A 22,619-nucleotide genomic window follows, 5' to 3' on the forward strand; every position below is an offset into this window, starting at 1 on the left:
CTGTCACTTCAAGGGAGAATTGCCTCTATGTATAGCCAGCCACAGCTCCAAGTCGTTCGGACGCCTGCGCCTGCGCGCGGCGTCATGTCACAGCTCATGCGCCGGGCGCGCAGCGCCTGGCGACAACGTTCGACAGGAGAATCCGTTGAAGCCAAGACCCGAACGCGGAGCGAAGCGACGCTCCGTCAACCCGCCGTGGTTCCCGTGTGTCCACTGCGGCCAGCCAGTCGTTCCCAATGCCTTCGGTACGGAACACCGTAACCACTGTTCTCTCTGCTTGTGGAGTAAGCACGTCGACAATGCTCCCGGAGACCGCGCCGCGGACTGCGGCGGCGCCATGGAGCCGGTCGCGGTGTGGGTGCGCAAGGGCGGCGAGTGGGCGATCATCCATCGCTGCGTTCGCTGCGGCGCGATGCACTCCAACCGTATCGCCGGCGACGACAGCGAGCTCGTCCTGATCTCGCTCGCCGTGCGCCCCCTCGGCCAGCCGCCGTTCCCGCTGGACCGACTGGGGAAGTGATCTGGTGAGGGACCTAGTCCCCCGCGCTTTAGCGCGCTGGGGGAATAGGTCTCATAGATCCCTACGGCAGTTCGCTCAGCATCCAGTAGTGATTGAGGGCGGCCATCGTTTCGATGAAGCTTGTCAGAGTTACGGGCTTGAGGATATAGCCTGCGACGTTCAGTTCGTAGGCGGCGACTTTGTCGCGGTCCTCGTCGGAGGTAGTCAGGACGACGACGGGGATCTTTTGCAGTTTGGGGTCCTTGCGCACTTCGCGCAGGAACTCGATGCCGTTCATCTTCGGCATATTGAGATCGAGCAGGATTAAACGACGCTCCTCGGGGATCGCGGGCTGCGCGCCGTCCACGCCGCGCAGCATGTCCAGCGCCTCTAAGCCGTTGCCGGCGATATAAAGCGGATTGACGACATTGTTGCGTTTGAAGGAGCGCTGGACGTTCATCACATCCACTTCGTCATCCTCCACCAGCAGAATATTCAGGATCTTATTCGACATTCGCGTGCGTTTCTTTCCGTGGCGATTTCGGCCAGGTAAATCGGAAGGTCGTCCCTTCCCCCGGGGAGGATTCGACGGTCACCCGGCCCCACTGCTCCTCGACGATTTTTTTGACGAGCGACAGTCCAATTCCCGTGTTCTCCATCTTGTCGCGCGCCAGCAGTGTTTGGAAGATCGTAAATATCTTCTCATGGTACTGCGGCTCGATGCCAGGACCATCGTCCGAGACGGAGAACTGAGACATTGTTCCCAAATCTTCCCAGCCGATCGTGATGCGCCCGTCCGGGCGATGATGATGTTTTACCCCATTGCCGATCAGATTTAAGAATACTTGCTGCAGGCGCAGACGCTCCGTCAGAAATGTAGGCATTCCCGAAGCGATCGCGAATTGAAACTCCGGAGGCGCCGACAGCAGGTCGATCGTTTCCCGGACCAGCGCCCCGGTATCCACCCTCTCTGGCTGAACGACGATGCGGCCGACCCGGGCGTATTGCAGCAGACCGTCGATCAATCCTTCCATGCGACTGACTCGGCCGCTAAGACGGCGCAGCTGGTTGGCGATCTCCGGCGTCAGCTGCGTCCCCAGGTCTTCCTGGATCCAATTGGCGATCGTCGCGATGCCGCGCAGCGGCGCCTTTAAGTCGTGGGATGCGACATAGGCGAACTGGTCTAGTTCCGCGTTGCGGCGCTCCAGCTCCGCGTTCTTCGCCTCTAAAGAGCGTCGCTGCTCGTCGAGGATCGTCAGCATGCTCGTGCGGTCCATGGCGTTCCGAACGGCGCGCGAGACTTCCTCGGGACCGGCCTGGCCCTTGATCAGATAGTCCTGCGCGCCGAGCTTCATCGCCGTGAGCGCGACGCTTTGACTGGAGATCCCGGTCAGCAGGACAATGGGGAATATGCCGAACGGCGACGCCTCGCGGAGCGCCTCCAGCAGCTCTACCCCATCCATATCCGGCATCTGGTAATCCAGCAGAACGCAGTCCGGCGCGTGCTCTAAGTATCGCTGAAGCCCTTCCTCGCCGTTTTCCGCTTCAATGAACGTATTGACGTACTCCGTCTCCAACTGCAAATAGCGCCGGAGGATCGCGCGGTCCTCCGGGGTATCGTCGATGATTAATATTTCGCGCGGCATACGGGATATCATTGGGTTTGCCTAAGACTTCGTTCGCGGTCCAGGCTGCTCCGTTCTAACGCGGCCGCGCCAGCGTAAAGTAAAACGTGGTTCCTGAGCCCACGGCGCTGTCGATCCAGATCCGGCCGCCGTGACGCTCGACGATGCGTTTGACGATAGTGAGGCCAGCGCCGCTGCCGCCGCCGTACTTGTCGCGCCCATGAAGCCTCCGGAAGATCTGAAACACGTCGTCCCAGCGCCGCTCCGGAATCCCGATCCCGTTATCCCGGACCCAGAGGACAATAGGAATCGTATCGCCGCCTTCCTCGCCGGGAGGCCGCACGGAGCCGTCGTCGGTGTATCCCAGCTCGATCCAGCCGCCTGCGCCATCGCGGTATTTGAGGGCGTTGCCGATCAGATTTTGGTAGACATGGCCGATGCGCACATGGTCGGCGGGAAGCGTGGGGAGCGGACGAGGAATGCGCAGCTCCATGCCGGGCTGCTCCAGCTGCGTGTGCAGGATCTGCCTGGTCTCGGCGGCGACCTTGTTCAGATCGATCGGCTCGAACTCCATCTCCACACGGCCGACGCGGGAGTATTCCAGGAGGGAATCGATCAATCCCTCCATGCGTCCCGTCAGCGCGGTGAGGGTGGTGAGCTGTTCTTGTCCTTCCTCGGTCAGCGCTTCGGCTTGATCCTCGGCGAGGATGGCCGCGTAGTTTCGGATGCCGCGCAGCGGCTCTTTCAGATCGTGCGAGACGATATAGGCGAAGGCGTCCAGCTCCGCGTTGCTCGATTTCAGTTCGCTGTTCAAACGGCTGACTTCGGCAAAGGCGCGGCGCAGGGAGGCCCCAAGCAGCGCGGCCCGCATCTCCGCCGCCGTCGTCAGGTCGGCGGAGCGCCAGGACAGCGAACGGTCTCGGACGGACTGCTTCCAGATCTCGAACGATTTGCGCGGGTGCAAAACCATCGAGTCGCCTTCCGGATCGACGGGCTTGTGCGGATCGCCGGCCCAATCGACGGTGCGGATAACTTCGGGACGGAACCACAGCAAGCAATCGCCGCGGCTTCGTTCGATAAACAGCGCGAGGATTCCGCTTGCCGTCTCCGCAGGAACCTCCAAGCCGGGCATGTCTCGCGCGAGCGATTCCGTCGCGTAAACTTCCTCTTCAGGCCTCATCTTGAGATGCTCGATGATCTTCTGGATCTCGGCGGCGGCCGGCGTTTGACCAATGGCGTCGATTTCACCGCCGATACAGATCGTGGCGCCCGAAGCGCCGAACAGTTCGAGCAGATCGCTTTCCAGCGCGTGTGGGAATTTGGCTTCCGTGCTCCAGTCGCGCAGGCCGTCCTGAAGCCGCATCCGAATGTCGCGCAGGCGCGCGATATACCCTTGCTCCTCGACATCCTCGCCGGCTGCGATCTGCACCGACAGGATCTGCCCCAGAAACTCGCAGGCGGCGCGTGTTTCGTAAGGGAGAAACCGCGCTGTCTCGTGGTGGCAGGCGATTAGCCCCCAGAGCTTGTCGTCGCGCATGATCGAGACGGACATGGAGGCGCCGACGCCCATGTTCTTGAGATATTGGATATGGATGGGGGAAACCGCGCGCAGGATCGAAAAGCTCAGGTCCAGCGGCGTTTGCGCCGTCTCTGGAGCGGCGAGGAGCGCCGCCGGTGTGCAGCCCACATCGAAGGCCATCCGCAGCCAGTTGCGCGTATAAAGGGCGCGCGCCTGACTGGGAATGTCCGACGCCGGGTAACGCAGTCCCAGCCACGATCCCATGTCCGCGCGCTTCGCCTCGGCGATGACCGCTCCGTTCCATTCTTCGTCGAACCGATATCCCATCACGCGGTCGAAACCCGTAATGCGGCGCACTTCCTCGGCGGCGAACTGGCAGAGGGCCTCCACGCCCGAGGTCCGCTGCAGCCGCGTCAGAGAATCGCGCACAGCGTGGTAGAAACTCAGAAACTCGACGCCGGCTCCTCCAAGCGACGGCTCCAGCTCCAGTATCAGCGCCTGATCGGTTTTATGCACGGCTCCCTCAAATCGCGATGGGCCGGAAGGCGTATTTACGGTGAGCTTGATTGGATATGCGCGGCTGGGGTCTGATGCGCTGAGGCAGGCGCGCAAATGCTGTATCCCTCGAATGCCGATCAATGCACCGCAGTCAGTTCCCAGCAAGGGGGCAGCGGGAATTCCGAAGAGGCTCTCGGTATTATCGCTAATGTGCGTGAGGCGCAGGCCAGGCGCGGAGAATGCGAGCAGCGCCCCGTGCGGCTGGATACGGCCCGGGATGTGGATCGGCTCGCGGTCGCAGTTCGTGAGATCGACGGCGATGTGGAGAGCAGGCGCTTCAGTCATTCATCTTCTTTCTGATTCTTATCTGAAGGCTCCGCGCAGAGCCATGTTTCGAGTGTACGGAACACGCGGCGCGCGGCGCTGGTCATGGCGTCCCGATCGTCGCCGGACAGATCGGCTCCGTCCACCGCCGCGCACAGATCGCGCCAGCGGCGTCCCGTCTGAGCGCCGTAGCCGTCGAAGAACGCCGTCGGCAGCGCGTCTGTTCCATAAGTTTCTTGGATCATGCGCCGGATGATCTGGCCGCCAAGGGTCGACCCCTCAGTCACGTACAGGCATCCCAGAGCTTCGGCGCGCGTCTTGGGGCGAGGCGCATCCGGGCACTCCGGCAGCCGCGAGCACTGGTCCTCCGATAGTCCCATCGCCCGCAGGTCCGAAGCCAGGCTGGGCAGACGTGTGCGCGCCGCCAAATCGATCAGGGGAGGAAGAAACCCCTCCGTCGATTTGAGCGCCGTTTCATAGGGACGATAGAAACCGTAAAAGCGCTCCAATAGCCGCCGGTAGGAATGGGGCGTCGCGCACTGCGCCCGAATGTCGAGCCGGTCTTCCATCTGCTGATGGTCCGGACGTGTCGCGAGGCGGAGAAGTTCGATGGACATATTGTATTTCCAGACGCCGCAAAGCGCCGCTAAGAACTATGTACCACAAAAGAAGTGGACATGAGCCAGGCGTTCGCAAAAAAATCATGACGATTGACCGAAAGATATGACGCCCAAACGCCGATAACTAAAGTGCGTGAGTATTTCTCCCTCCACAATCTGATGGGGAGAGACAGAAGAACGGATGTAGCTGTGGAAATTGCGACGACAATAGATCCGAACTGGGAAGCGGCGCGCTTGGAGCAGCTCCATGCGTATGGAATCCTTGATACTGAGGAAGAAGCGATCTTTGACGATCTGGTGAAGCTCGCCTCGCAAATCTGCGGCGTCCCCATCGCGCTCATTACTCTCGTGGATGAAGGCCGCCAATGGTTCAAGGCCAAAGTTGGAATGGATGCAATCGAGACGCCTCGCGGAACGGCGTTCTGCGCCCATACTATCTTACAAAACGACATTATGATCGTGCCGGACGCCACGCGTGATTTGAGATTTTCCGATAATCCCATGGTGACCGAAGAGCCCCATGTGCGTTTCTATGCCGGAGCCCCGCTGATCACGTCCGCCGGATATGCGCTGGGCACGATCTGCGTGGTCGATGTGCAGCCGCGTACTCTGGAGACGGCGCAGATCCAAGCGCTGAAGGCGCTGAGCCGCCAGGTGGTCACTCTGCTGGAAATGCGTCACGGGCTGCGTCTGGGCGATGCCGCGCTGACCCTGCGCGACGCCGCCGCCGCCGAGCTGCGCGGCGGCCATGCGCGTCAGGAAGCGATTTTCAATTCGGCTTTGGATTGTATCGTGACAGTCGATGTCGCTGGGGCTGTTCTTGATTTCAATCCCGCCGCCGAGCATACATTTGGCTATACGCGAGAGGAAGCAGTAGGGCGGGAAGTCACATCACTGATCTTTCCGGAGAGGCTTGGGGCCGCGTACCGCCAGAATCTGGCGGAATGTGCGGCGTCGGGAACCGGTTCGCTTGTTGGAAAGCGTGTGGAATTGGTCGCGCGACGTAAGGATGGGACGGAATTTCCCGCCGAGCTTTCGCTTTCCGCAATCGATAGTGCGGGAAAACGGGAGTTTTCGGCTTATCTGCGGGATCTTTCCGATCGTGTGGCAAGTTCCGAAGCGCTGCGCGACAGCGATATCCAGTTCCGCGCCGTCTTCGATTGCGCGCTGGATGCGATCCTGGTGTCCACCGGCGGAGAAGTGGTTTACGCCAACTCCTCCCTGCTCAAACTGTTCGGATTCCAGAACGAGGAAGACCTGACCAGCGTGCCTACCTGGAGCCTGATCGCCCCCGAGGATCGGGAGATGGTGGCGACGCGCGGGGCGATGCGCGCGAAAGGGCAGGACGTACTAGCGTCGTACGAGGTGCGATGCGTGCGCGCCGATGGCGGCCTGATCGATGTTGAGCTTTATGCGTCGGTTTATACCTATCAGGGACGCGTCTATTCCGTGGTCAGCCTGCGCGACATCACGGAGCGCAAGCGCATGGAGGAAGCGGTCGCCGAAAGCGAGGAGCGATACCGTCTGCTCGCGGAGTTCGGCTCGGATATCATTACGGTCATCGGTTTCGACGGCGTTATTCTCTACGAAAGCCCCTCCCTCACCCGGGTGCTCGGCTACGACCCGTCGGAGTTTGTCGGGACCGCCGACGCCAGCGTGATCCACCCCGAGGATTTGGAAACCGTCAATCTGGCCTTCCATGACGCCATGTGGAAGGGTGGGTTTTTCGAGCCGCTCACATTCCGTACCCGTCATAAAAACGGTTCCTGGCGGTATTTGGAAATGACCGGCAACACCCTCACCGGACATCCGACGATGGAAGGACTGATCGTCCACTCTCGCGACGTCACCGATCGGCGCATAGCGCAGCTGGAGCTGGAGCGGGCGCACGAATATTTGGAAGCGCGCGTTGAAGAGCGTACGGCGGCCGTGGAGGAGGCGAACGCCAGCCTCCAGGGAGAAATCGCGGAGCGCATGGAGATAGAGCGCGTCCTGCGCGCGACCGAGGAGAAGTACCGAGGCATCTTCGAGAACGCCAGCGAAGGCATTTTTCAGACCACTCCCGATGGGAAATATCTCAGCGCTAATCCCGCGCTTGCGCGGATTTACGGCTATGAAGACGCCGTGCAGCTGGTTGCGGGGCAGCAGGATATTGCGGACGATCTTTATGTGCTCTCGGAACGACGGAGTGAGTTTGTGTCTTTGATCTCGCGGAATGGCTCGATCTCGAACTTCGAATCGCAGGTGATTCGCGTGGACGGAGAAATCGTATGGATTTCGGAGAACGCGCGCGCCGTTCTGGGCGACGATGGCTCCGTTCTCTATTATGAGGGCACGGTCGAGGATATTACTCGGCGCAAAATGCTCGAGGCCGAGCGGGAGGACATGCTGCGCGAGGCGATCGCGCGCGCCGACCATGATCCGCTGACCGGGCTGCTCAATCACCGCGCCTTCCACAAGCGATGGAACGAAGAGGCCGACCGCGCCCAGCGCGACGGTGTGACGCTGGGCGTCGCCATTTTGGACCTGGACAACTTCGCGTTTTTCAATGATGCTTACGGTCACGCCGTCGGCGACGAAGTGCTGCGCCGGGTCGCCCAGACTTTGACCTCATGCTGCCGTGGCTACGATATTCTGGGCCGGTACGGCGGCGACGAGTTCATCATGATCCTGCCCGGTATGGATGTCGATGAGATGTCCGTGCTGGAGGAGCGCCTCAATGACGGTCTGGCGCGCACGGGGTTCCGGCCTCCCGGCGCCGACAACCTGATCCCGCTGACGGTTTCGATCGGATCGGCGGTCTTTCCCGTCGACGGCGCCGGCCGCACCGACGTGCTTGCCTGCGCGGCTGAGCGTCTGGCGCGCGCCAAATCCGGCGAAGGAAGCGCTTCGGAGGCGGTGCTCGCCGCGCTGACGCGCACGGTTGAAGGCTTCCCCATGCTGACGGCCCTTGTCAGCGCCGTGGACAACAAAGACCGCTACACGCGCCGGCATTCGGAAGATGTGCTGATCTACTGTCTGGAAATCGCCGAGGAATTGGGAATGGGCGAAGCCGCGAAGCAGCGGCTGGGGATCGCCGCTCTGCTGCACGATGTCGGCAAGATCGGCGTGCCGGATCATATCCTGCGCAAGCCGGGCAAATTGACCGAAGACGAATTCGAGGCGGTCCGTCAGCATCCCACGATCGGCGCCATCATTGTGGGAGCCGTGCCGGGTCTTGCAGATACACTGGACGCCGTGCGGCATCATCACGAGCGATGGGACGGGGGCGGTTACCCGAGCGGCCTGAGCGGTCAGGAGATTCCCCTGACGGCGCGCGTGATGGCGGTCGCCGACGCCTTCAGCGCCATGACGACCCATCGGCCTTACCGTAAGGGCATGCCGGAGGAGAAGGCGCTCGCCATTCTGACGGACGGCGCCGGGACGCAATGGGATTCTACCTGCGTCCAGGCGTTCCTTAAGGCGCGCCGGCCCAAGGCGCAAGAGGAACCCGGCGTCAATCACTCGGAATAAGGCGTTCGTCTCCAGTTTGCCCGTATTTTCGCCGATAATCAATCTATCCGAAACGTTGCTAGTCAGCACATATTGATGTGCGAGGATCTGTTCTTTGGCCACCACAATCGAAACAAAACTCAAGCAAGAGCGTTTGCTGCGCATTATTGAGGACGAGCTGCAAGACTTGCCGCCGCTGCCTGCCGTCGTCGTGCGCGTCATGCAGACGATCAACGATCCAACGACATCGGCCTCCGATCTCAATCGATTGATCTCCAGCGATCAGGCGATCGCCAGTAAAGTGCTGCGTCTTGTTAACTCTTCGTATTATGGATTTCCGCGCCGGATTACCACGATCACGCATGCTGTCGTCATTCTCGGCTTCAACACCGTGCGCAATCTGGTGACGTCGCTGGGAGTTTTCAACAGCTTCGACGGAAACGGAGCGCCGACCGCCCTGGACCGCCAGATGTTCTGGTCGCACTCCATTGGGGTCGCTGTCGCCGCCGGGGTCATTGCGAAGCGCAAGTCGATCCCGACCAAGCTCGCCGAGGAAGTGTTTGTCGGCGGCCTGCTGCACGACATCGGCAAATTGTTTCTCGACCAGTACTTTCCCGATCAGTACGCCATTGCGATCAAGCTGGCGCGCGCCGCGAAGATTTCCATTTGGGAATCCGAAAAAACAGCGCTGGGGGTAGGGCATCCGCTCGTCGGCAAGCGAATCGCGGAGAAGTGGAACCTGCCGCCTTCGCTCACCTCCATGATTACTCTCCACCATCAGCCGGCGTTCGCGAAAGACCATTTTGAGATTACGGCGATTGTTCACGCCGCCGACCGGATCGCCCACAAATTGAAGCTGGGCTTTGCCGGAGACGATATCGCGCCGACTCTCGCTCCGGAAGTCCAGCAGTGGCTGGCGCTGCCGCCCGCCGTCTGGGAGAGTATTGAAGCAGAGACGCTGCAGAAGTTTGAAAGCGCGAAAGAATTCTTGAAGATGGCCGCAGGCTCCTAACGCCCGGCCAGAGCGCCATGATACGAAGGTGGAACACGGGATATGGCTACGACAATCGAAACCAAGCTCAAACAAGAGGCGCTGCTTGCGGTTATCGCCAATGAGCTGCAGGATTTGCCGCCGCTGCCGGCTGTCGTCGTACGCGTTATGCAGACGATCAACGATCCCCGGACCTCCGCGCAGGACCTCAACCGGCTGATTTCCGCCGACCAGGCGATCGCCTCCAAGATCCTGCGTCTGGTGAACTCCTCCTATTACGGATTCCCGCGTAAGGTCACCACGGTGACCGACGCCGTCGTGATTCTGGGCTTCAACACGGTCCGCGATCTGACGACTTCCATCGGCGCTTTCAACGCCTTCCGCGCCCGGCGCGGCTCTACGGCGCTGGACCGGGAAGCGTTTTGGGCCCACTCAATCGCGGTCGGCGTCGCCGCCGGCGTGATCGGCCGTCAGAAAAAGCTGTCCCCCAAAGCGCAGGAAGAACTGTTCGTCGGCGGTCTGCTGCATGATATGGGCAAACTATTTCTGGACCAGTTCTTTCCGGACCAGTACGCCATTGTGCTGAAGCTGGCGATGGCGGCCAACATTTCGATCTGGGAATCCGAGAAAAAAGCCCTTGGGGTAGGACACGCGCTGGTCAGCAAGCGCATCGCGGAGAAATGGAACCTGCCGCCCGCGCTCACCGCGATGATGGCGCTGCATCACCAGCCGATTACCGCCGGCGAGCATGTCCAGGTCACCGCCGTAATTCACGCCGCTGATATCGTCGCCCGTCGCCTTTCTCTGGGCAATGGCGGCGACCGCATGATCCCCGCGATGTCTCCAGAAGTCGAAAAATGGCTCGGTTTCGGTCCAGACAACTGGAAAGCGATCGATCACGAGACGAAGCGAAAGTTTATGGACTGCCAGGAATTCCTCAAGATGGCGACGGGATAAGCGACACGCGATCATTTTGAGAAGCTCTCAAAAAGCATGAAAATATCCTTCGCTTCATGTTGTCTTCATGATCCCTTGGTAAAATAGAACTCAGCTGAGTAGCCAATCTGCCAAGCGTACTCTATTTTAAACCCAGAGGTCTCCTTCATGAAAGTCAACAAAACCCGCTCTCACTATACCGCGTTAGGTTTTACTCTCATCGAACTACTCGTTGTGATCGCTATTATCGCGATTCTCGCCGCTATACTCTTCCCCGTCTTCGCCAAAGCCCGCGAGAAGGCCCGCCAGATTAGCTGCAACAGCAACCTGCGCCAGATCGGTCTAGGGTTTGCCCAGTATGTGCAGGACAACGACGAGATGTTTCCCGCCATTAACGGCACAAATAATAATATTAATGCCGGCGCATTGCAATATTGGCCTTACGCCATCTACCCTTACGTCAAAAGCGCTGGTGTCTATCGTTGCCCTGACGACATTCAGCCAAACGCTAGTAGTTATGTCGCTAATAATTACTCGTCGCTTCAGTCACTAGCGGCTATTCCTGCTCCATCGGTAACAATATTGGCGGCGGACGGGAGCACCAGTGGAACCGACGCCAACAAAGCGCCAACAAACGCTACGACAGGTAATGGATTGAATGCAGATTATTCCTTGTGGTGTGAAGGATGGCGATTGGTGAACTCAGATCATGGCATTTCTCGCCATACGGGGCGTGCGAATTTTCTGTATTTCGATGGTCATGTGAAGATTAGCCCAGTTCTTCCTGTCCCGGCGAGTGGGGCCGCTCCAACACCAGCCCAAATGGATCAAGCGTTGCCCATCACACCGAATATTGTCCCCGAAGGTCAGTCGATGAGTGGATGCACTGTCTGGGTTCCTTAACACCCCAATACCTTACGTACCAAAGCCCCCTGAAGACTTCATGGAAGTCCTCGGGGGGCTTTGCTTTGCATTGGTCTAGCGCTCCGCGCCCCATTCGTTCTTGGCTTCGGCTCCGCCTGCGAAAAGTTCTTCAATTGCTGCTGTGTCGCTGTTCGCAATCGCCTTCTCCAGCGCGTCCAGCTCTCCACGGAAACTTGCAATCGCGGCCAGGATGGCGTCGCGGTTGGTGAGGCAGATGTCGCGCCAGATGGGGGCGGGGGAGGCGGAGACGCGGGTCATGTCGGCGAAGCTGCCGGCGGAGAGGCGTGGGGTTTGGGGTAGGGTTTGGGTTGCGAGGGCGGCGCTGCGCATGAGGGAGGTGGCCAGGACGTGAGGGAGGTGGCTGGTGACCGCCACCATGGCGTCGTGGGACTTGGGATCAAGTAAGAGCGTCGTCGCGCCAATTTCCTGGGCTAAGGCTGTGACAATGCGCAGGGCGGCGGGATCGGTCGTGTCGGTAGGAGTAATGGCCCAAGTGGCTTCCTGGTAGAGCAGGGCGGTGGCGGCTTCGACGCCGCCGCGCTCGGAGCCGGCCATCGGGTGTCCGCCGACAAAATTTGGGAAGGCTGCGGCGGCTTCGACGATCGTCGTCTTGGTGCTGCCGACATCGGTGACGACGGCGCCGGGCTTGATAGCGCTGAGCACGCCGGGCAGGACTTCGAGGATGTGGCCGATGGTGGAGCAGAGGACGACAACGTCGGCGTCTTCGACGCCCACGGCGATGTCGGTTTGAAAGCTATCGATGGCGCCGAGGGCGACGGCGTGCGAGAGGCGGGCGGCGTCGCGGCCGATACCGATCACCCGATGCGCGAGGCGGCGCTGACGGAGAGCCAGACCGAGGGAGCCGCCCATCAGGCCGACCCCCACGATCGCCACGGTTCCGAAACGGGTGGGAAAGCTTCCTTCTCCACTCATAGGCTTAGAGGCTGCGTCCGACGGCGGCGCAAATCGGAGCGAGATCGGCCATCAGCTTCTCGAATGCGGTCGGCAGCAGCGACTGCGCGCCGTCCTTCAGCGCCTTCTCCGGGTTGTGATGGACTTCGATGATCAGGCCGTCCGCGCCGGCGGCGACCGCCGCGCGGGAGACCGCGCTGACCAGGCTCGCCTTGCCGGTCGCATGCGATGGGTCGGCGATCACGGGCAGGTGCGAAAGCTCTTTCAATGCGGGGATCGCGTTGATGTCGAAGGTGTTGCGCGTGTAGGTCTCGAACGTCCGGATGCCGCGCTCGCAGAGCATGATATTCTTGTTGCCCTGGTTCGCGATGTATTCGGCGGCCTGGAGCCACTCTTCGATCGTCGCCGCCATGCCGCGCTTCAGCATGACCGGGGTCTGGGTCTTGCCGACTTCGTTCAGCAGGCTGAAGTTCGCCATGTTGCGCGTGCCGATCTGGAGAATGTCGGCGTACTGGCAAACCATCTCGACATCGCGAACGTCCATGACTTCCGTGATGATCGGCATGTTCAGCTCTTCGCGCGCCGCCGCCAGCATCTTCAGGGCCGCCTCGCCATGTCCATGGAACGAGTAGGGACTGGTGCTCGGCTTGAACGCGCCGCCGCGCAGGATCGTGGCGCCGGCGGCCTTGACGGCGCGCGCGGCGACCATGAGCTGGTCTTCGGTTTCGACGGTGCACGGACCGGCCATCATGATAATTGCCGTCGGATCGCCGATCTTGATGCCGCGAACATCAATGATCGTGGGTTCTGGATGGAACGCCTTGTTGACGACTTTATACGGCTTGGAGACAGAAACGACTTTCTCGACATAGGCCAGGGCTTCAAACTGCTCCATGACCGCCGCCTTCTGCGTGGGGTCGGCGGGAACGCCGACCGCGCCGACAATGGTGCGCTCGACGCCTTCCGAAAGATGCACGGCGTAGCCGCGATCTTCGAGCATCTGCATTACGTGTGAAAGATTGTCTTTCGTCGCCTGTGACGAGAGGATGATGATCATGGAGTTCCGCCCTGGACAAGATATTAGCGGAAAGTATACCTGTTTTTCGGGGTGGGAGTCAAGATTGGGTGTGAAGCGGGCGGGCGGTATAATTGGTTGAAAGCCTGGATTAGAACCCGGGTATAAAACCCAGGCCTTGGGAGCGCTGCGCGCTAGCCATCCGTTCCGGACGGAAGAGATTATGGCGTTGGCGTTTGTGATTGGAGCGGAGTGGATTGATGGCGTATGTGAAACGTAATACAGTAAACGTTTATTTGCATCTGGTTTGGGCGACCTATCAGAGAAATCCGTTGATCTTGGATACGATGGAGCCTGATATTTATCGCTGCATCGAAGATGTCTGTCAAAAAATGAATTGCCAGGTTTTAGCGATCGGTGGTATGTCGGATCATATGCATTTGGCTATTTCGTTTCCCACGACGATATCTATCGCGCAACTCATGCAGCAAGTAAAAGGCGTTTCCTCGACACTGGTGCGCAATCGTATCGATGAGGGTGAATTCTTTGGATGGCAGGAAGGTTATGGTGTTTTTAGCTTCAGTCAAAAACAATGCGCAAGAGTTATCGGCTATATTCAAAATCAGAAGATGCATCATTCTGCAAACAAACTATGGGCTTCTGTCGAGAACATTGAGGCCCTGTCCCACAATCCTCCGTCCGGAACGGACGGCTAGCGGCGAAGCCGCTCCCAAGGCCCGGGTTTTATACCCGGGTTCTAATCCGGGCATGATAAACGGCGCTATCGTGCATTTTTAATAATGGTCTATTTTAGGATTGCCGTTATTGTAGCGTTGCGAGGGCTGCATTATGTGCGTTCTGTACGCCGCAAAATCCCCCCTCAGCACCCCCGGCACAGAATCGCATAGAGCGCCGCTGGCCCGTGCACCCCGATACTCAGGTCATTCTCAATATCCGACGACCGACTAGGTCCCGTAATAAAATGCACCGACGACGGCACATCGCCATGCGCGAGCGCGGTCACTTTGGCGAGCGCTTCGCCCATGCGATCCACGATCTGCGATTCGCGGACAATCGCGATGTGTGCGGTTGGCAATAAGCTGACGCTGCGGGCGTGCTTTGGGGTGGTCCAGAGCACGAGGGTGCCGGTGTTGGCGATGGCGGCGTCGGTGAGGGTTACGCCGATGTCGGCGCGCTCGGCGGCCTCCGCCAGAGAGGCTTCTTCGGTCTTGGGATTTTCTGCGACCCAGGAACGGGCGTGGCGCTCGTCCCAGAGCCATTCCAAATCGAAGTCGGCGAAATCCTGACGCTCCCAGGTGATAATCGTGTCCGGGGTCAGTTCATCCAGCAGATTTTTGAGCGCCTGGGATGCGGCGGCCGGAGTGTCGACGATCGTGGCGTGCCCGCCGAGGGCGTCGAGCTCGGAGGCAAATCGGGTCACACGATCCACGGTCCCGGCGTCGGCGCCGTAAGGAGCGTTTGCGTAGGTCTCGGAGACGCCGCGCACTTCACGGACGGGCGGCGCGGCGGGCATCGGCCGGCCGAGGCGGTCGGCGATGCGCTGGAAAAGCTGGTCTCGCTCCATTTACTCGGTCTCTTTCTTCGGCTTTTGTCCGCGCGGGGCCTGCGGCGGCTCGGCGGCGAGGTCGGCCCAGCGGTCCCGGAAGGCCTTCTTGGTCGGCTCGGGCAGCGTGCGGTACTTGGTCCAGCCGTGCATCGGTGTGTTCTTCGCCAGGACGGACTCTTCTTTTTCATCGCCCATCATGGTCAATTGCACCCAGCGCGCGGACTTGCCCGCCAGCTTGTATGCGCCCGCGCTCTTGAACCCGGCGGCGAAGCCTTTGTACGCCATGCGTTCGGTGAGCGGCGTGAACCCTGCCTCCACGTAGCGTCGGCGTAGATGTACGAGCATGTCGTGCAGGGGGATTTTGACGGGACAGGCTTCGTGACATGCGCCGCAAAGGCTGGAGGCGTAGGCCAGCTCGCCCCACTGTTTTTTATCTTCCATCAGAAGCGGCGTGATGACCGCGCCGATCGGCCCGCTGTACGTGCCGCCATAGGTATGCCCGCCGACCTGGCGATATACGGGGCAGACGTTGAGACAGGCGCCGCATCGAATACAGTTCAGCACTTCCTGGAACTCGTCGTCGCCCAAAATTGCCGAGCGCCCGTTGTCCAGAATGATAATGTGGACATCCTCGGGACCGTCCACTTCTCCGGCGCGGCGTGGCCCCGAAAGAGCGGTCATGTAGACGGTGATCTTCTGGCCCGTGGCGCTGCGCGGCAGGAGATTGGCCATCACTTCCAAATCTTCCCAGGACGGGATGATCCGCTCCATGCCCATCATCACGATGTGGGTTTTGGGGAGCGTCGTCACCATACGCGCGTTGCCCTCGTTGCTGAAGAGCACGACGGACCCGCTTTCGGCGAGGGCGAAGTTACATCCCGTCAGGCCGATCTCCGCTTCGGCGAAGCGCTGCCGGAGCTTACGCCGCGCGTATCCCGCGAGAACTTTCGTATCGGACGAAAGCTTCTCACCGCTTTCCTTCTCGAACAGCTCTTGAACTTGGAAACGGTTCTTATGGATGGCAGGGATGATAATATGCGACGGCGTTTCATGCGCGAGCTGCACGATCCACTCGCCCAGGTCCGTCTCCAGGCATTCGATGCCCTGTTCTTCGAAGTGGTGATTGAGATGGATCTCTTCCGACACCATGCTCTTGGACTTGGCGACCAGCTTGGTGTTCTTGTCCTTAGCGATCTTCAACGAGATCGCAATCGCCTCTTCCGTGTTCTTCGCGAAATGGACGTGGATCCCGCGCTTCTCGGCGTTTCGGATAAACTGATCCAGATAGTAGTCTAAGTTTTCAATGACGTGCGAGCGGATGGCGCGGCCGCGCTCGCGCCACTCTTCCCAGTCGCCCAGCGCCCCGGTGCTGTCCGCCTTGCGTCCACGCAGGCGGTCGGCGGTGAAGCGCACGGCTTTGCGCAGGAAGTCATCCTGGAAGGCGACGTTCGCTCGCTGTTTGAGTGTGGATTTTGTTTGCGCCATGGTGTATTCCTTGCTATGCGCTGGATGTTGGGACGCCAATGGCGTCGAAAACGAATTAAAACTAAGGCAAGGCGCCTTTGATCTAACTGCTAAACCGATACAAAAACTCCGCCAGGTGCAGCGGCTCCGTTTTCAGTCCCCGCTTCTTCATCTGGCCGCCCATGTTCATCAGGCATCCCATATCGCCGCTCACCAAAAAGTCCGCGTCGGCCTCGCCAATGTGATCGACTTTTTCGTTCACCATCGCGCCGGAGATGTCGCCGAGCTTCACGGAGAAGGCGCCGCCGAAGCCGCAGCAGTCCTCAGCTTTGGCGAGAGGGAGCAGAGTAATCCCCTCGACGTTTTGCAGAAGCGCCATCGGTTCGTTTTTGATCCCGAGAATCCGTGAGCCGTGGCAGGCAGGATGATAAGTGACGGTGTGCGGGCAGACGGCGCCGACGTCGGTAACGCCGAGGACGTTCACCAGGAACTGGGAGAACTCGTAGGTCTTGGCCGCGAGCGCGTCGGCGCGGGCGGACAGCTTGGGATCGTCGGCGAAGAGCTCGTGATAGTAGTGGTGGATCATGCCGCTGCATGAGCCCGAGGGTGAGACGACGTATTCGGCGCCCTCGAAGGCGTTCAGCTGATTCGTCGCCACTTCGCGCGCTTCGCGGACGTAGCCGCTGTTGAACGCGGGCTGCCCGCAGCAGGTTTGCGATTGTGGGAATTCGACTTCGCAGCCATAGCGGCGCAGCAGGCGGACCATACTGACGCCGACATTGGGGTAGAACTGGTCCACCAGACAGGTAATAAACAGAGTGACGCGCATAATACTACTCTACTATTTCGCCGCAGTCACGGTCACGCCCAGCGCGGTGATTTCCTGCACGGTCGCCGGTTCGACGCCCGTGTTCGTGATCACCTCGTCGACATCGCCGAGGCCGCCAAATCGTTTCAGCGCCTTGACGCCGAATTTGCTCTTATCGACCAGCAGATAGGAACGGTCCGCGATCGACATCATCTTTTGCTTTAATGTCGCCTGCGCCTCGTTGACGTCGCTGAGCCCATGTTCGAGATCGACGCCCGTGCACGAGAAGAACAGACGGTTGACGTGATACTCTGCCAGCGCCAGTTCGGCGCGTGCGCCGGTGAACGAAAGCGAGGGCGCGCTCAGCGATCCTCCGGTGCAGATGACCCGAATACGCGGCCGGTTGGCGAGTTCAATACAGACCTGCATCGCGTTGGTCACCACGGTCAGCGGCATATCTGGAAGCAGCTTGGTCATCTGCCACGCGGTCGTGCTGGCGTCGATGATGATTGTGTCGCCCTCTTCGATCAGGCGCACGGCCTCGCGAGCGATTGCCGACTTCTCCGACGCAAAGCTCACCTCACGCTCGGAATACGACGCCTCGCGCCCTCCGCTCCGAATGGACACGGCGCCGCCGTGACTGCGCAGCAGGACACCTTCGGCCTCCAGCTTCTCCAAATCCCGCCGAATAGTTTCTTCGGTGACTTGGAACAGTTTGGCGAGTCCCGCAACGCGGACACTTTTTTCTTTATCGACCAGCGCGATAATCTCGCGATGACGTTCGGCGACTAGCATAGTGGTGTTATGATACCTGATCGTATACGATTGGTTCGGTCCTCGACTACTGGGTGGCATGCCGGCGGCTCTGCGCAGGCATGTATTGCGTACGAAGTGGAACGTTGCGTTTCTTCTCGATCGACGAACATGCCTGCGCAAAGCCGCCGGCATGCCACCTGGTGACGTTTAGGAAGCGGGGTGGATCGTATAACTCTTCCCCGCCTTGGCGGCGAACTCGATCACGCCGTCGCCCAGCGGCTTGGCCTCGACATTGCGACCGTCACACGTCACCGTCACCGGCTGCGCGGTGCGCAGTTGTGTGACGCGATTGGTGTGGCTCTTCAGTGATGCGCTTTGAAGCTTGCCGCCAGCCCAGGTCAGATCGACTTCGTAGCCGCCGCGCGCTTTCAATCCTGTCACCGAGCCTGTCGGCCATACCGAGGGAAGGGCAGGTAGAAGGTCGATCACGCCCGTTTGGCTTTGCAGCAGCATCTCGGCGATGCCGGCGGGGCCGCCGAAGTTGCCGTCGATCTGGAAAGGTGGGTGGGCGTCGAACATGTTCGGATATGTGCCGCCGCCTTCCATATAGTCCATGCCCTGTGAGCCGGCGAGCGTCAATTGGTTGTGCAGCAGCTTGTAGGCGTGGTCGCCATCGAGCAGGCGCGCCCACAGGTTGATGCGCCAGGCCATCGCCCAGCCGGTGCTTTCGTCGCCGCGTCCATTGAGCGAGACTTTTGCGGCTTCGGCCAAGGCGGGCGTCGTGCGCGGCGAGAACTGGTTGCCAGGGTACAGGCCGACCAGATGCGAGACGTGGCGGTGCTTGTCGGTCGGATCGTCGCGGTCCACCATCCACTCCTGAAGCTGACCCCACTTGCCGATTTTGGGGACCAGCAGCTTGTCGCGCATGCCCTGGATCTTGGCGCGATAATCGGCGTCCACGTTCAAATCTTTGCTGGCGGCGACATAGTTATTGAAAACGTCCCAGACCAACTCTTGATCGAAGGAGACGCCGTCTTCATTCGGGCCGTGCTCTGGCGACCAGCCGTTGGGGATGACGAGCGTTCCGTCGGGCTGCGCTTTCAGACGGTCTTCCCAGTAATTGCAAACTTCTTTCAGGATCGGATAGAGCTTCGCAAGATAGGCTTTGTCTTGTGTATAAGCGTAGTGATCCCAAAGGTTCTGGCAAAGCCAGGCATTGGCGGCAGGGATCCAGGACCAGGTCGAGCCGCCGAAGACGCCGTTTTCGGCGCGCGTGGTCCAGCCGCGCACATGATACTCTTCTTGTGTCTGCTTGGTGCGAACGCCGCGTGTGCTGTCCACCCACTGGAACATCGGATCGAAGCTTTCGGACAGATTGGCCAGGTCCGTGAACCAATAATTCATCTGGACGTTGATGTCCGCATGATAATCCGAGCGCCACGGCGGATTATTGCTGTCGTTCCAGATGCCCTGAAGGTTGGTCGGCAGTCCGCCGGGGCGCGACGACGAGATCATCAGATAGCGGCCGTACTGGAAGAACAGCGACTCTAATTCCGGATCGTGTCCTTTGGAGTAGGCGGCGAGACGGGCCGCCGTATCCTGAGCGGCGACGCTCGTGTCCGAAGCGCCCAGATCAATCGTCATTTTCTGGAAAAGCTTCTCATAGTTGGCGATATGCGCCTTGCGCAGAGAATCAAAACTTATCTTTGCCGCCGAATCGACTTGAGCGGCAACGCGCGCATGAGGATCGTCGCCGCGCCAGCCCTTGCCGGCGTTTTGCAGGAAGTCCGTGCCGGCGCCTAAAATAATCGTGACGCTGTCCGCGTGATCCACATGGATCCCCGCCGCGTCTTCGCGCACCGCGCCGCCCTTATTTTGGACAAGCGCCTGCGCCTCGTACTTCATATGGTTGTCGAGCGCGCCGACATCGGTCAGACGACTTGCCGTTGCGGTGATCTTGCCGCTGTGCATGTCTGTCATACGGATCAGGCCAGTGTACTGGCCGGGCTTGCTTGCCGTGAAGCGCACGACGAGCACTTCGGCGGGATGGCTGGAAAAAGCTTCGCGGGTGTAGTGCACGCCGTTCAAGTCATAGCTGACCTTGTGAACGGCGTGCGCAATGTCTAACTCGCGGCGATAGTTCGTCGCGGCGTCGTGTCCGAGATCGAAGAACAGATCGCCAAATGCTTGATACGCGCCCGTCTCGTGCTCATCGCCGGTCCAGAGGCTGTCCTCGTTGAACTGGATGTGTTCGCTGTCCAGACCGCCGAACAGCATGCCGCCGAGGCGGCCGTTGCCGATCGGCAGGGCTTCAGTCATCCAGACCTTGGCCGGCTGTGGATACCAAAGGGTGAGCGGCTTGGCGTCGGGTTTCCGACGCGCGGCCTCGCATCCCGTGGTTAGCAGCGTGGCGCAGAGCGCCCCGAAAACAGCGATGAGTACGGTACGGGTCATATCAGCATTTAACCTCACTGTTAGTGCGTCGATATCTCAGACTAGATTACCGTGAGAATGCGGCGGGGACGCCGCCGTCTACTGTAATGAAGCAGCCTGTGGTCTTTGCGGCCTGCGAGCCGGCCAGGAAGGCGATCGAGTTTGCGATATCTTCCGGCAGAATGTTCACCAGAAGCGTGGTGCGCTTGCGGTAGTACTCTTCCAGCTGATCCGGGTTGATGTTGTAGGCGGCGGCGCGCTCGTTGCGCCATCCGGAGTTCCAGATCGCCGAGCCCGAAAGGACGGCGTCGGGAAGGACCGTGTTCACCCGGATGCCGAACTCGCCGCCCTCGGCGGCGATGCAGCGGGCCAGGTGCAGCTCGGCGGCCTTTGCGGTGCTGTAAGCGGCCGCGTTCTTACCGGCGTAGACGCTGTTCTTGGAGCCGACGAACACCATCGATCCGCCCGTGGCCTGCGCCTTCATAATCTTGAAGGCTTCGCGGGCCACCAGGAAGTAGCCGGTGCTCAGCACGTTGTTGTTCAGGTTCCACTCCTTGAGTGTTGTCTGATCGAACGGGCTGGAAGTCGCGAGGCCGGCGTTGTTGACGATGACGTCCACCCCGCCGTAGGCGAGAATGGCGTCTTGGTAAGCCTTCAGAACCTGCTCTTCGTCGGTGACGTCCAGCTTGACGGCGACCGCGCGGCCTGCGCCGGCCTTCTTGTTCAGCTCATCGGCGGCGGCCTGCGCCGTCTCCAGATTGATGTCGGCGAGCACGACGTGCGCGCCGCTCTTGACCAGCACACGCGCCGTGGCGCTGCCGATGCCGCCGCCGCCGCCCGTGATGAAGGCGATCTGGCGAGAGAACTCGACTTCCGCGGGCGCCAGGCTCATCTTGTAGAGCTCCAGCGGCCAGTACTCGACCGCGAAGGACTCAGCGGGCGAGAGGGAGATGAAGTTGCCGAGCGCGGTGCTGCCGGTCATGACGGCGATGGCGCGATTGTAAAGGGCGGTGCTGACTTCCGAAACGGCCTTCGTCTTGCCGGTGCTGACCAGACCGATGCCGGGGATCAAGATCACGCGCGGCGGCGGGGCCGACATCACGTCGCCTTCGATCTTGTTCGTATCGAAGTACGACTTGTAATCGATATTGTAAGCGGCAATGCCGGTCGCGAGAGCGGCTTTTAATGCTTCGACGTCGCCGGTGGCCGGGTTCCAGTCGACGAGCAGGGGAGTGCGTTTGGTGTGGACGAGGTGGTCTGGGCAGGCGGCGCCAATTTCGCCCAGCTTGCCGGCGTCCTGGCTGTTGACGAACTGGAGGACCTTCTCGTTGTCGTCGTAGTTTAGGATCATGCGGGCGTCTTTGCCGACTAAGCCGCGGATGACTGGGAAGACCTGCGCGGCGATCTCGCGGCGCTTGTCGGCGTCCAGCGCCTGATGCTTGGCGCCGCCGAACAGGCCGTCGCCCAATTTCGTGACGCGCTCGGCGATGTAGTCTTCAGCCTGCTGGATCGTCGCAATCGTCTTATGATACGCTTCTTCCGAAGTCTCGCCCCAGGTGACGAGGCCATGCTTCGCCATCAGGACCAGTTCGGCGTTCGGGTTATCTTTGACGCCCTGCGCGATTTGCTTGGACAAAGTAAAGCCAGGTCGGATATAATCGACCCAGACGAACTTGTCGCCCCAGATCTCCTTGGCAACTTCCTTGCCGTTGTCGGCGCAGCAGATGCTGATAATGGCGTCGGGATGCGCGTGATCCACATGGGGATAAGGGAGGAAGGCATGCAGCAGGGTTTCGATCGACATACGCGGATGCTTCGGATCGATCATGCACTGCGTGAGGTAAGCGACCATCTCTTCGTCGACCATCTCTTCACGCTCAAAGAGGGGCAGAACGTCGTCGAGGTCCAGCGCGGTGAAGTTCTTCGCGGTGGCGTCGGCCAGGTCCGAGCCGCTGCCCTTGACCCACATAATATTGACGGGACGGCCACGGAAGTCCGTGCCGGTCGTCTTGAAGGACGTGTTGCCGCCGCCCCAGTTGCAGACGGTCCGGTCTTGTCCCAAGAGATTCGAGCGATATCTGAGTTCTTCAACGCCCTGAAGCGGCTGCGCTACGGCGTTATCCCACCGGTTGATCGGCATACAAAATCCTCCAAAATCCCCACACTAATGTTTGGGTTTGTGTTTGATTATATCTGATTTTATATAAACTGTCAACAAACTATTCAAAAATCAAAA

At 60.1% G+C, this 22,619-nt stretch carries 18 protein-coding genes; 6 read left to right on the top strand and 12 right to left on the bottom strand.

Going from position 1 to position 22,619, the window contains the following annotated elements:
* The first annotated feature begins 145 nt into the window (after nt 1–145).
* Nucleotides 146–520, top strand: coding sequence for an RNHCP domain-containing protein (locus tag ABIZ35_RS04610; protein WP_348218695.1), 375 nt, complete (start codon nt 146–148; stop codon nt 518–520).
* Between the two features lie 61 nt (nt 521–581).
* Here ABIZ35_RS04610 and ABIZ35_RS04615 read toward each other — a convergent pair whose 3' ends face one another.
* Genes ABIZ35_RS04615 through ABIZ35_RS04630 form a run of 4 tightly spaced genes read right to left on the bottom strand, consistent with a single transcriptional unit; the run spans nt 582 to nt 5,082 of the window.
* Nucleotides 582–1,013 (bottom strand): response regulator, encoded by a 432-nt coding sequence (locus ABIZ35_RS04615; protein ID WP_348218696.1) that lies wholly within the window; start codon nt 1,011–1,013, stop codon nt 582–584.
* Nucleotides 1,003–2,145, bottom strand: a complete 1,143-nt coding sequence (locus ABIZ35_RS04620) for an ATP-binding protein (protein WP_348218697.1) — start codon at nt 2,143–2,145, stop codon at nt 1,003–1,005. Before ABIZ35_RS04620 ends, ABIZ35_RS04615 begins: the two co-directional genes overlap by 11 nt.
* Nucleotides 2,146–2,200: 55 nt before the next feature.
* Nucleotides 2,201–4,486, bottom strand: a complete 2,286-nt coding sequence (locus ABIZ35_RS04625; protein WP_348218698.1) for an ATP-binding protein — start codon at nt 4,484–4,486, stop codon at nt 2,201–2,203.
* Nucleotides 4,483–5,082 (bottom strand): biliverdin-producing heme oxygenase, encoded by a 600-nt coding sequence (locus ABIZ35_RS04630; RefSeq protein ID WP_348218699.1) that lies wholly within the window; start codon nt 5,080–5,082, stop codon nt 4,483–4,485. Before ABIZ35_RS04630 ends, ABIZ35_RS04625 begins: the two co-directional genes overlap by 4 nt.
* Nucleotides 5,083–5,274: 192 nt before the next feature.
* Between ABIZ35_RS04630 and ABIZ35_RS04635 the strand changes: the two genes are divergently transcribed.
* From ABIZ35_RS04635 to ABIZ35_RS04650, 4 genes are all read left to right on the top strand, one after another.
* Entirely contained in the window at nt 5,275–8,598 is a 3,324-nt protein-coding gene (locus ABIZ35_RS04635; protein ID WP_348218700.1) for a PAS domain S-box protein, read from the top strand.
* A 94-nt stretch (nt 8,599–8,692) separates the two neighbouring features.
* Nucleotides 8,693–9,589 (top strand): HDOD domain-containing protein, encoded by an 897-nt coding sequence (locus ABIZ35_RS04640; RefSeq protein ID WP_348218701.1) that lies wholly within the window; start codon nt 8,693–8,695, stop codon nt 9,587–9,589.
* Between the two features lie 42 nt (nt 9,590–9,631).
* Nucleotides 9,632–10,525, top strand: a complete 894-nt coding sequence (locus tag ABIZ35_RS04645; protein ID WP_348218702.1) for an HDOD domain-containing protein — start codon at nt 9,632–9,634, stop codon at nt 10,523–10,525.
* A gap of 147 nt (nt 10,526–10,672) precedes the next feature.
* Entirely contained in the window at nt 10,673–11,407 is a 735-nt protein-coding gene (locus ABIZ35_RS04650) for a DUF1559 domain-containing protein (protein WP_348218703.1), read from the top strand.
* Between the two features lie 75 nt (nt 11,408–11,482).
* Here ABIZ35_RS04650 and ABIZ35_RS04655 read toward each other — a convergent pair whose 3' ends face one another.
* Together ABIZ35_RS04655 and aroF are read right to left on the bottom strand one after the other, a co-directional pair.
* Complete coding sequence (locus ABIZ35_RS04655; protein ID WP_348218704.1) at nt 11,483–12,361, bottom strand: prephenate dehydrogenase/arogenate dehydrogenase family protein; 879 nt, start codon at nt 12,359–12,361, stop codon at nt 11,483–11,485.
* A 4-nt stretch (nt 12,362–12,365) separates the two neighbouring features.
* The gene (gene aroF, locus ABIZ35_RS04660; protein ID WP_348218705.1) at nt 12,366–13,397 is read right to left on the bottom strand and encodes a 3-deoxy-7-phosphoheptulonate synthase; all 1,032 of its coding nucleotides are present in this window, start codon (nt 13,395–13,397) and stop codon (nt 12,366–12,368) included.
* A gap of 218 nt (nt 13,398–13,615) precedes the next feature.
* Here aroF and tnpA point away from each other — a divergent pair, with 218 nt between their 5' ends.
* Nucleotides 13,616–14,071 (top strand): IS200/IS605 family transposase, encoded by a 456-nt coding sequence (gene tnpA, locus ABIZ35_RS04665; RefSeq protein WP_348218706.1) that lies wholly within the window; start codon nt 13,616–13,618, stop codon nt 14,069–14,071.
* A 164-nt stretch (nt 14,072–14,235) separates the two neighbouring features.
* Here the strand turns inward: tnpA and ABIZ35_RS04670 are convergent, their stop codons facing one another.
* The 6 genes from ABIZ35_RS04670 to ABIZ35_RS04695 all read right to left on the bottom strand — a co-directional run bounded on the left by ABIZ35_RS04670 (nt 14,236) and on the right by ABIZ35_RS04695 (nt 22,523).
* On the bottom strand, nt 14,236–14,940 hold the full coding sequence (locus tag ABIZ35_RS04670; RefSeq protein ID WP_348218707.1) for a lactate utilization protein: 705 nt from the start codon (nt 14,938–14,940) through the stop codon (nt 14,236–14,238).
* Nucleotides 14,941–16,407, bottom strand: a complete 1,467-nt coding sequence (locus tag ABIZ35_RS04675) for a LutB/LldF family L-lactate oxidation iron-sulfur protein (protein WP_348218708.1) — start codon at nt 16,405–16,407, stop codon at nt 14,941–14,943.
* An 82-nt stretch (nt 16,408–16,489) separates the two neighbouring features.
* On the bottom strand, nt 16,490–17,215 hold the full coding sequence (locus tag ABIZ35_RS04680) for a (Fe-S)-binding protein (RefSeq protein ID WP_348218709.1): 726 nt from the start codon (nt 17,213–17,215) through the stop codon (nt 16,490–16,492).
* Between the two features lie 12 nt (nt 17,216–17,227).
* Entirely contained in the window at nt 17,228–17,989 is a 762-nt protein-coding gene (locus tag ABIZ35_RS04685; RefSeq protein WP_348218710.1) for a DeoR/GlpR family DNA-binding transcription regulator, read from the bottom strand.
* 168 nt (nt 17,990–18,157) lie between these two features.
* Complete coding sequence (locus ABIZ35_RS04690) at nt 18,158–20,404, bottom strand: glycoside hydrolase family 95 protein (RefSeq protein ID WP_348218711.1); 2,247 nt, start codon at nt 20,402–20,404, stop codon at nt 18,158–18,160.
* Between the two features lie 46 nt (nt 20,405–20,450).
* Complete coding sequence (locus ABIZ35_RS04695) at nt 20,451–22,523, bottom strand: bifunctional aldolase/short-chain dehydrogenase (RefSeq protein ID WP_348218712.1); 2,073 nt, start codon at nt 22,521–22,523, stop codon at nt 20,451–20,453.
* Nucleotides 22,524–22,619 lie beyond the last annotated feature (96 nt).

Source organism: Capsulimonas sp., assembly GCF_039929585.1.
GTDB lineage: Bacteria > Armatimonadota > Armatimonadia > Armatimonadales > Capsulimonadaceae > Capsulimonas.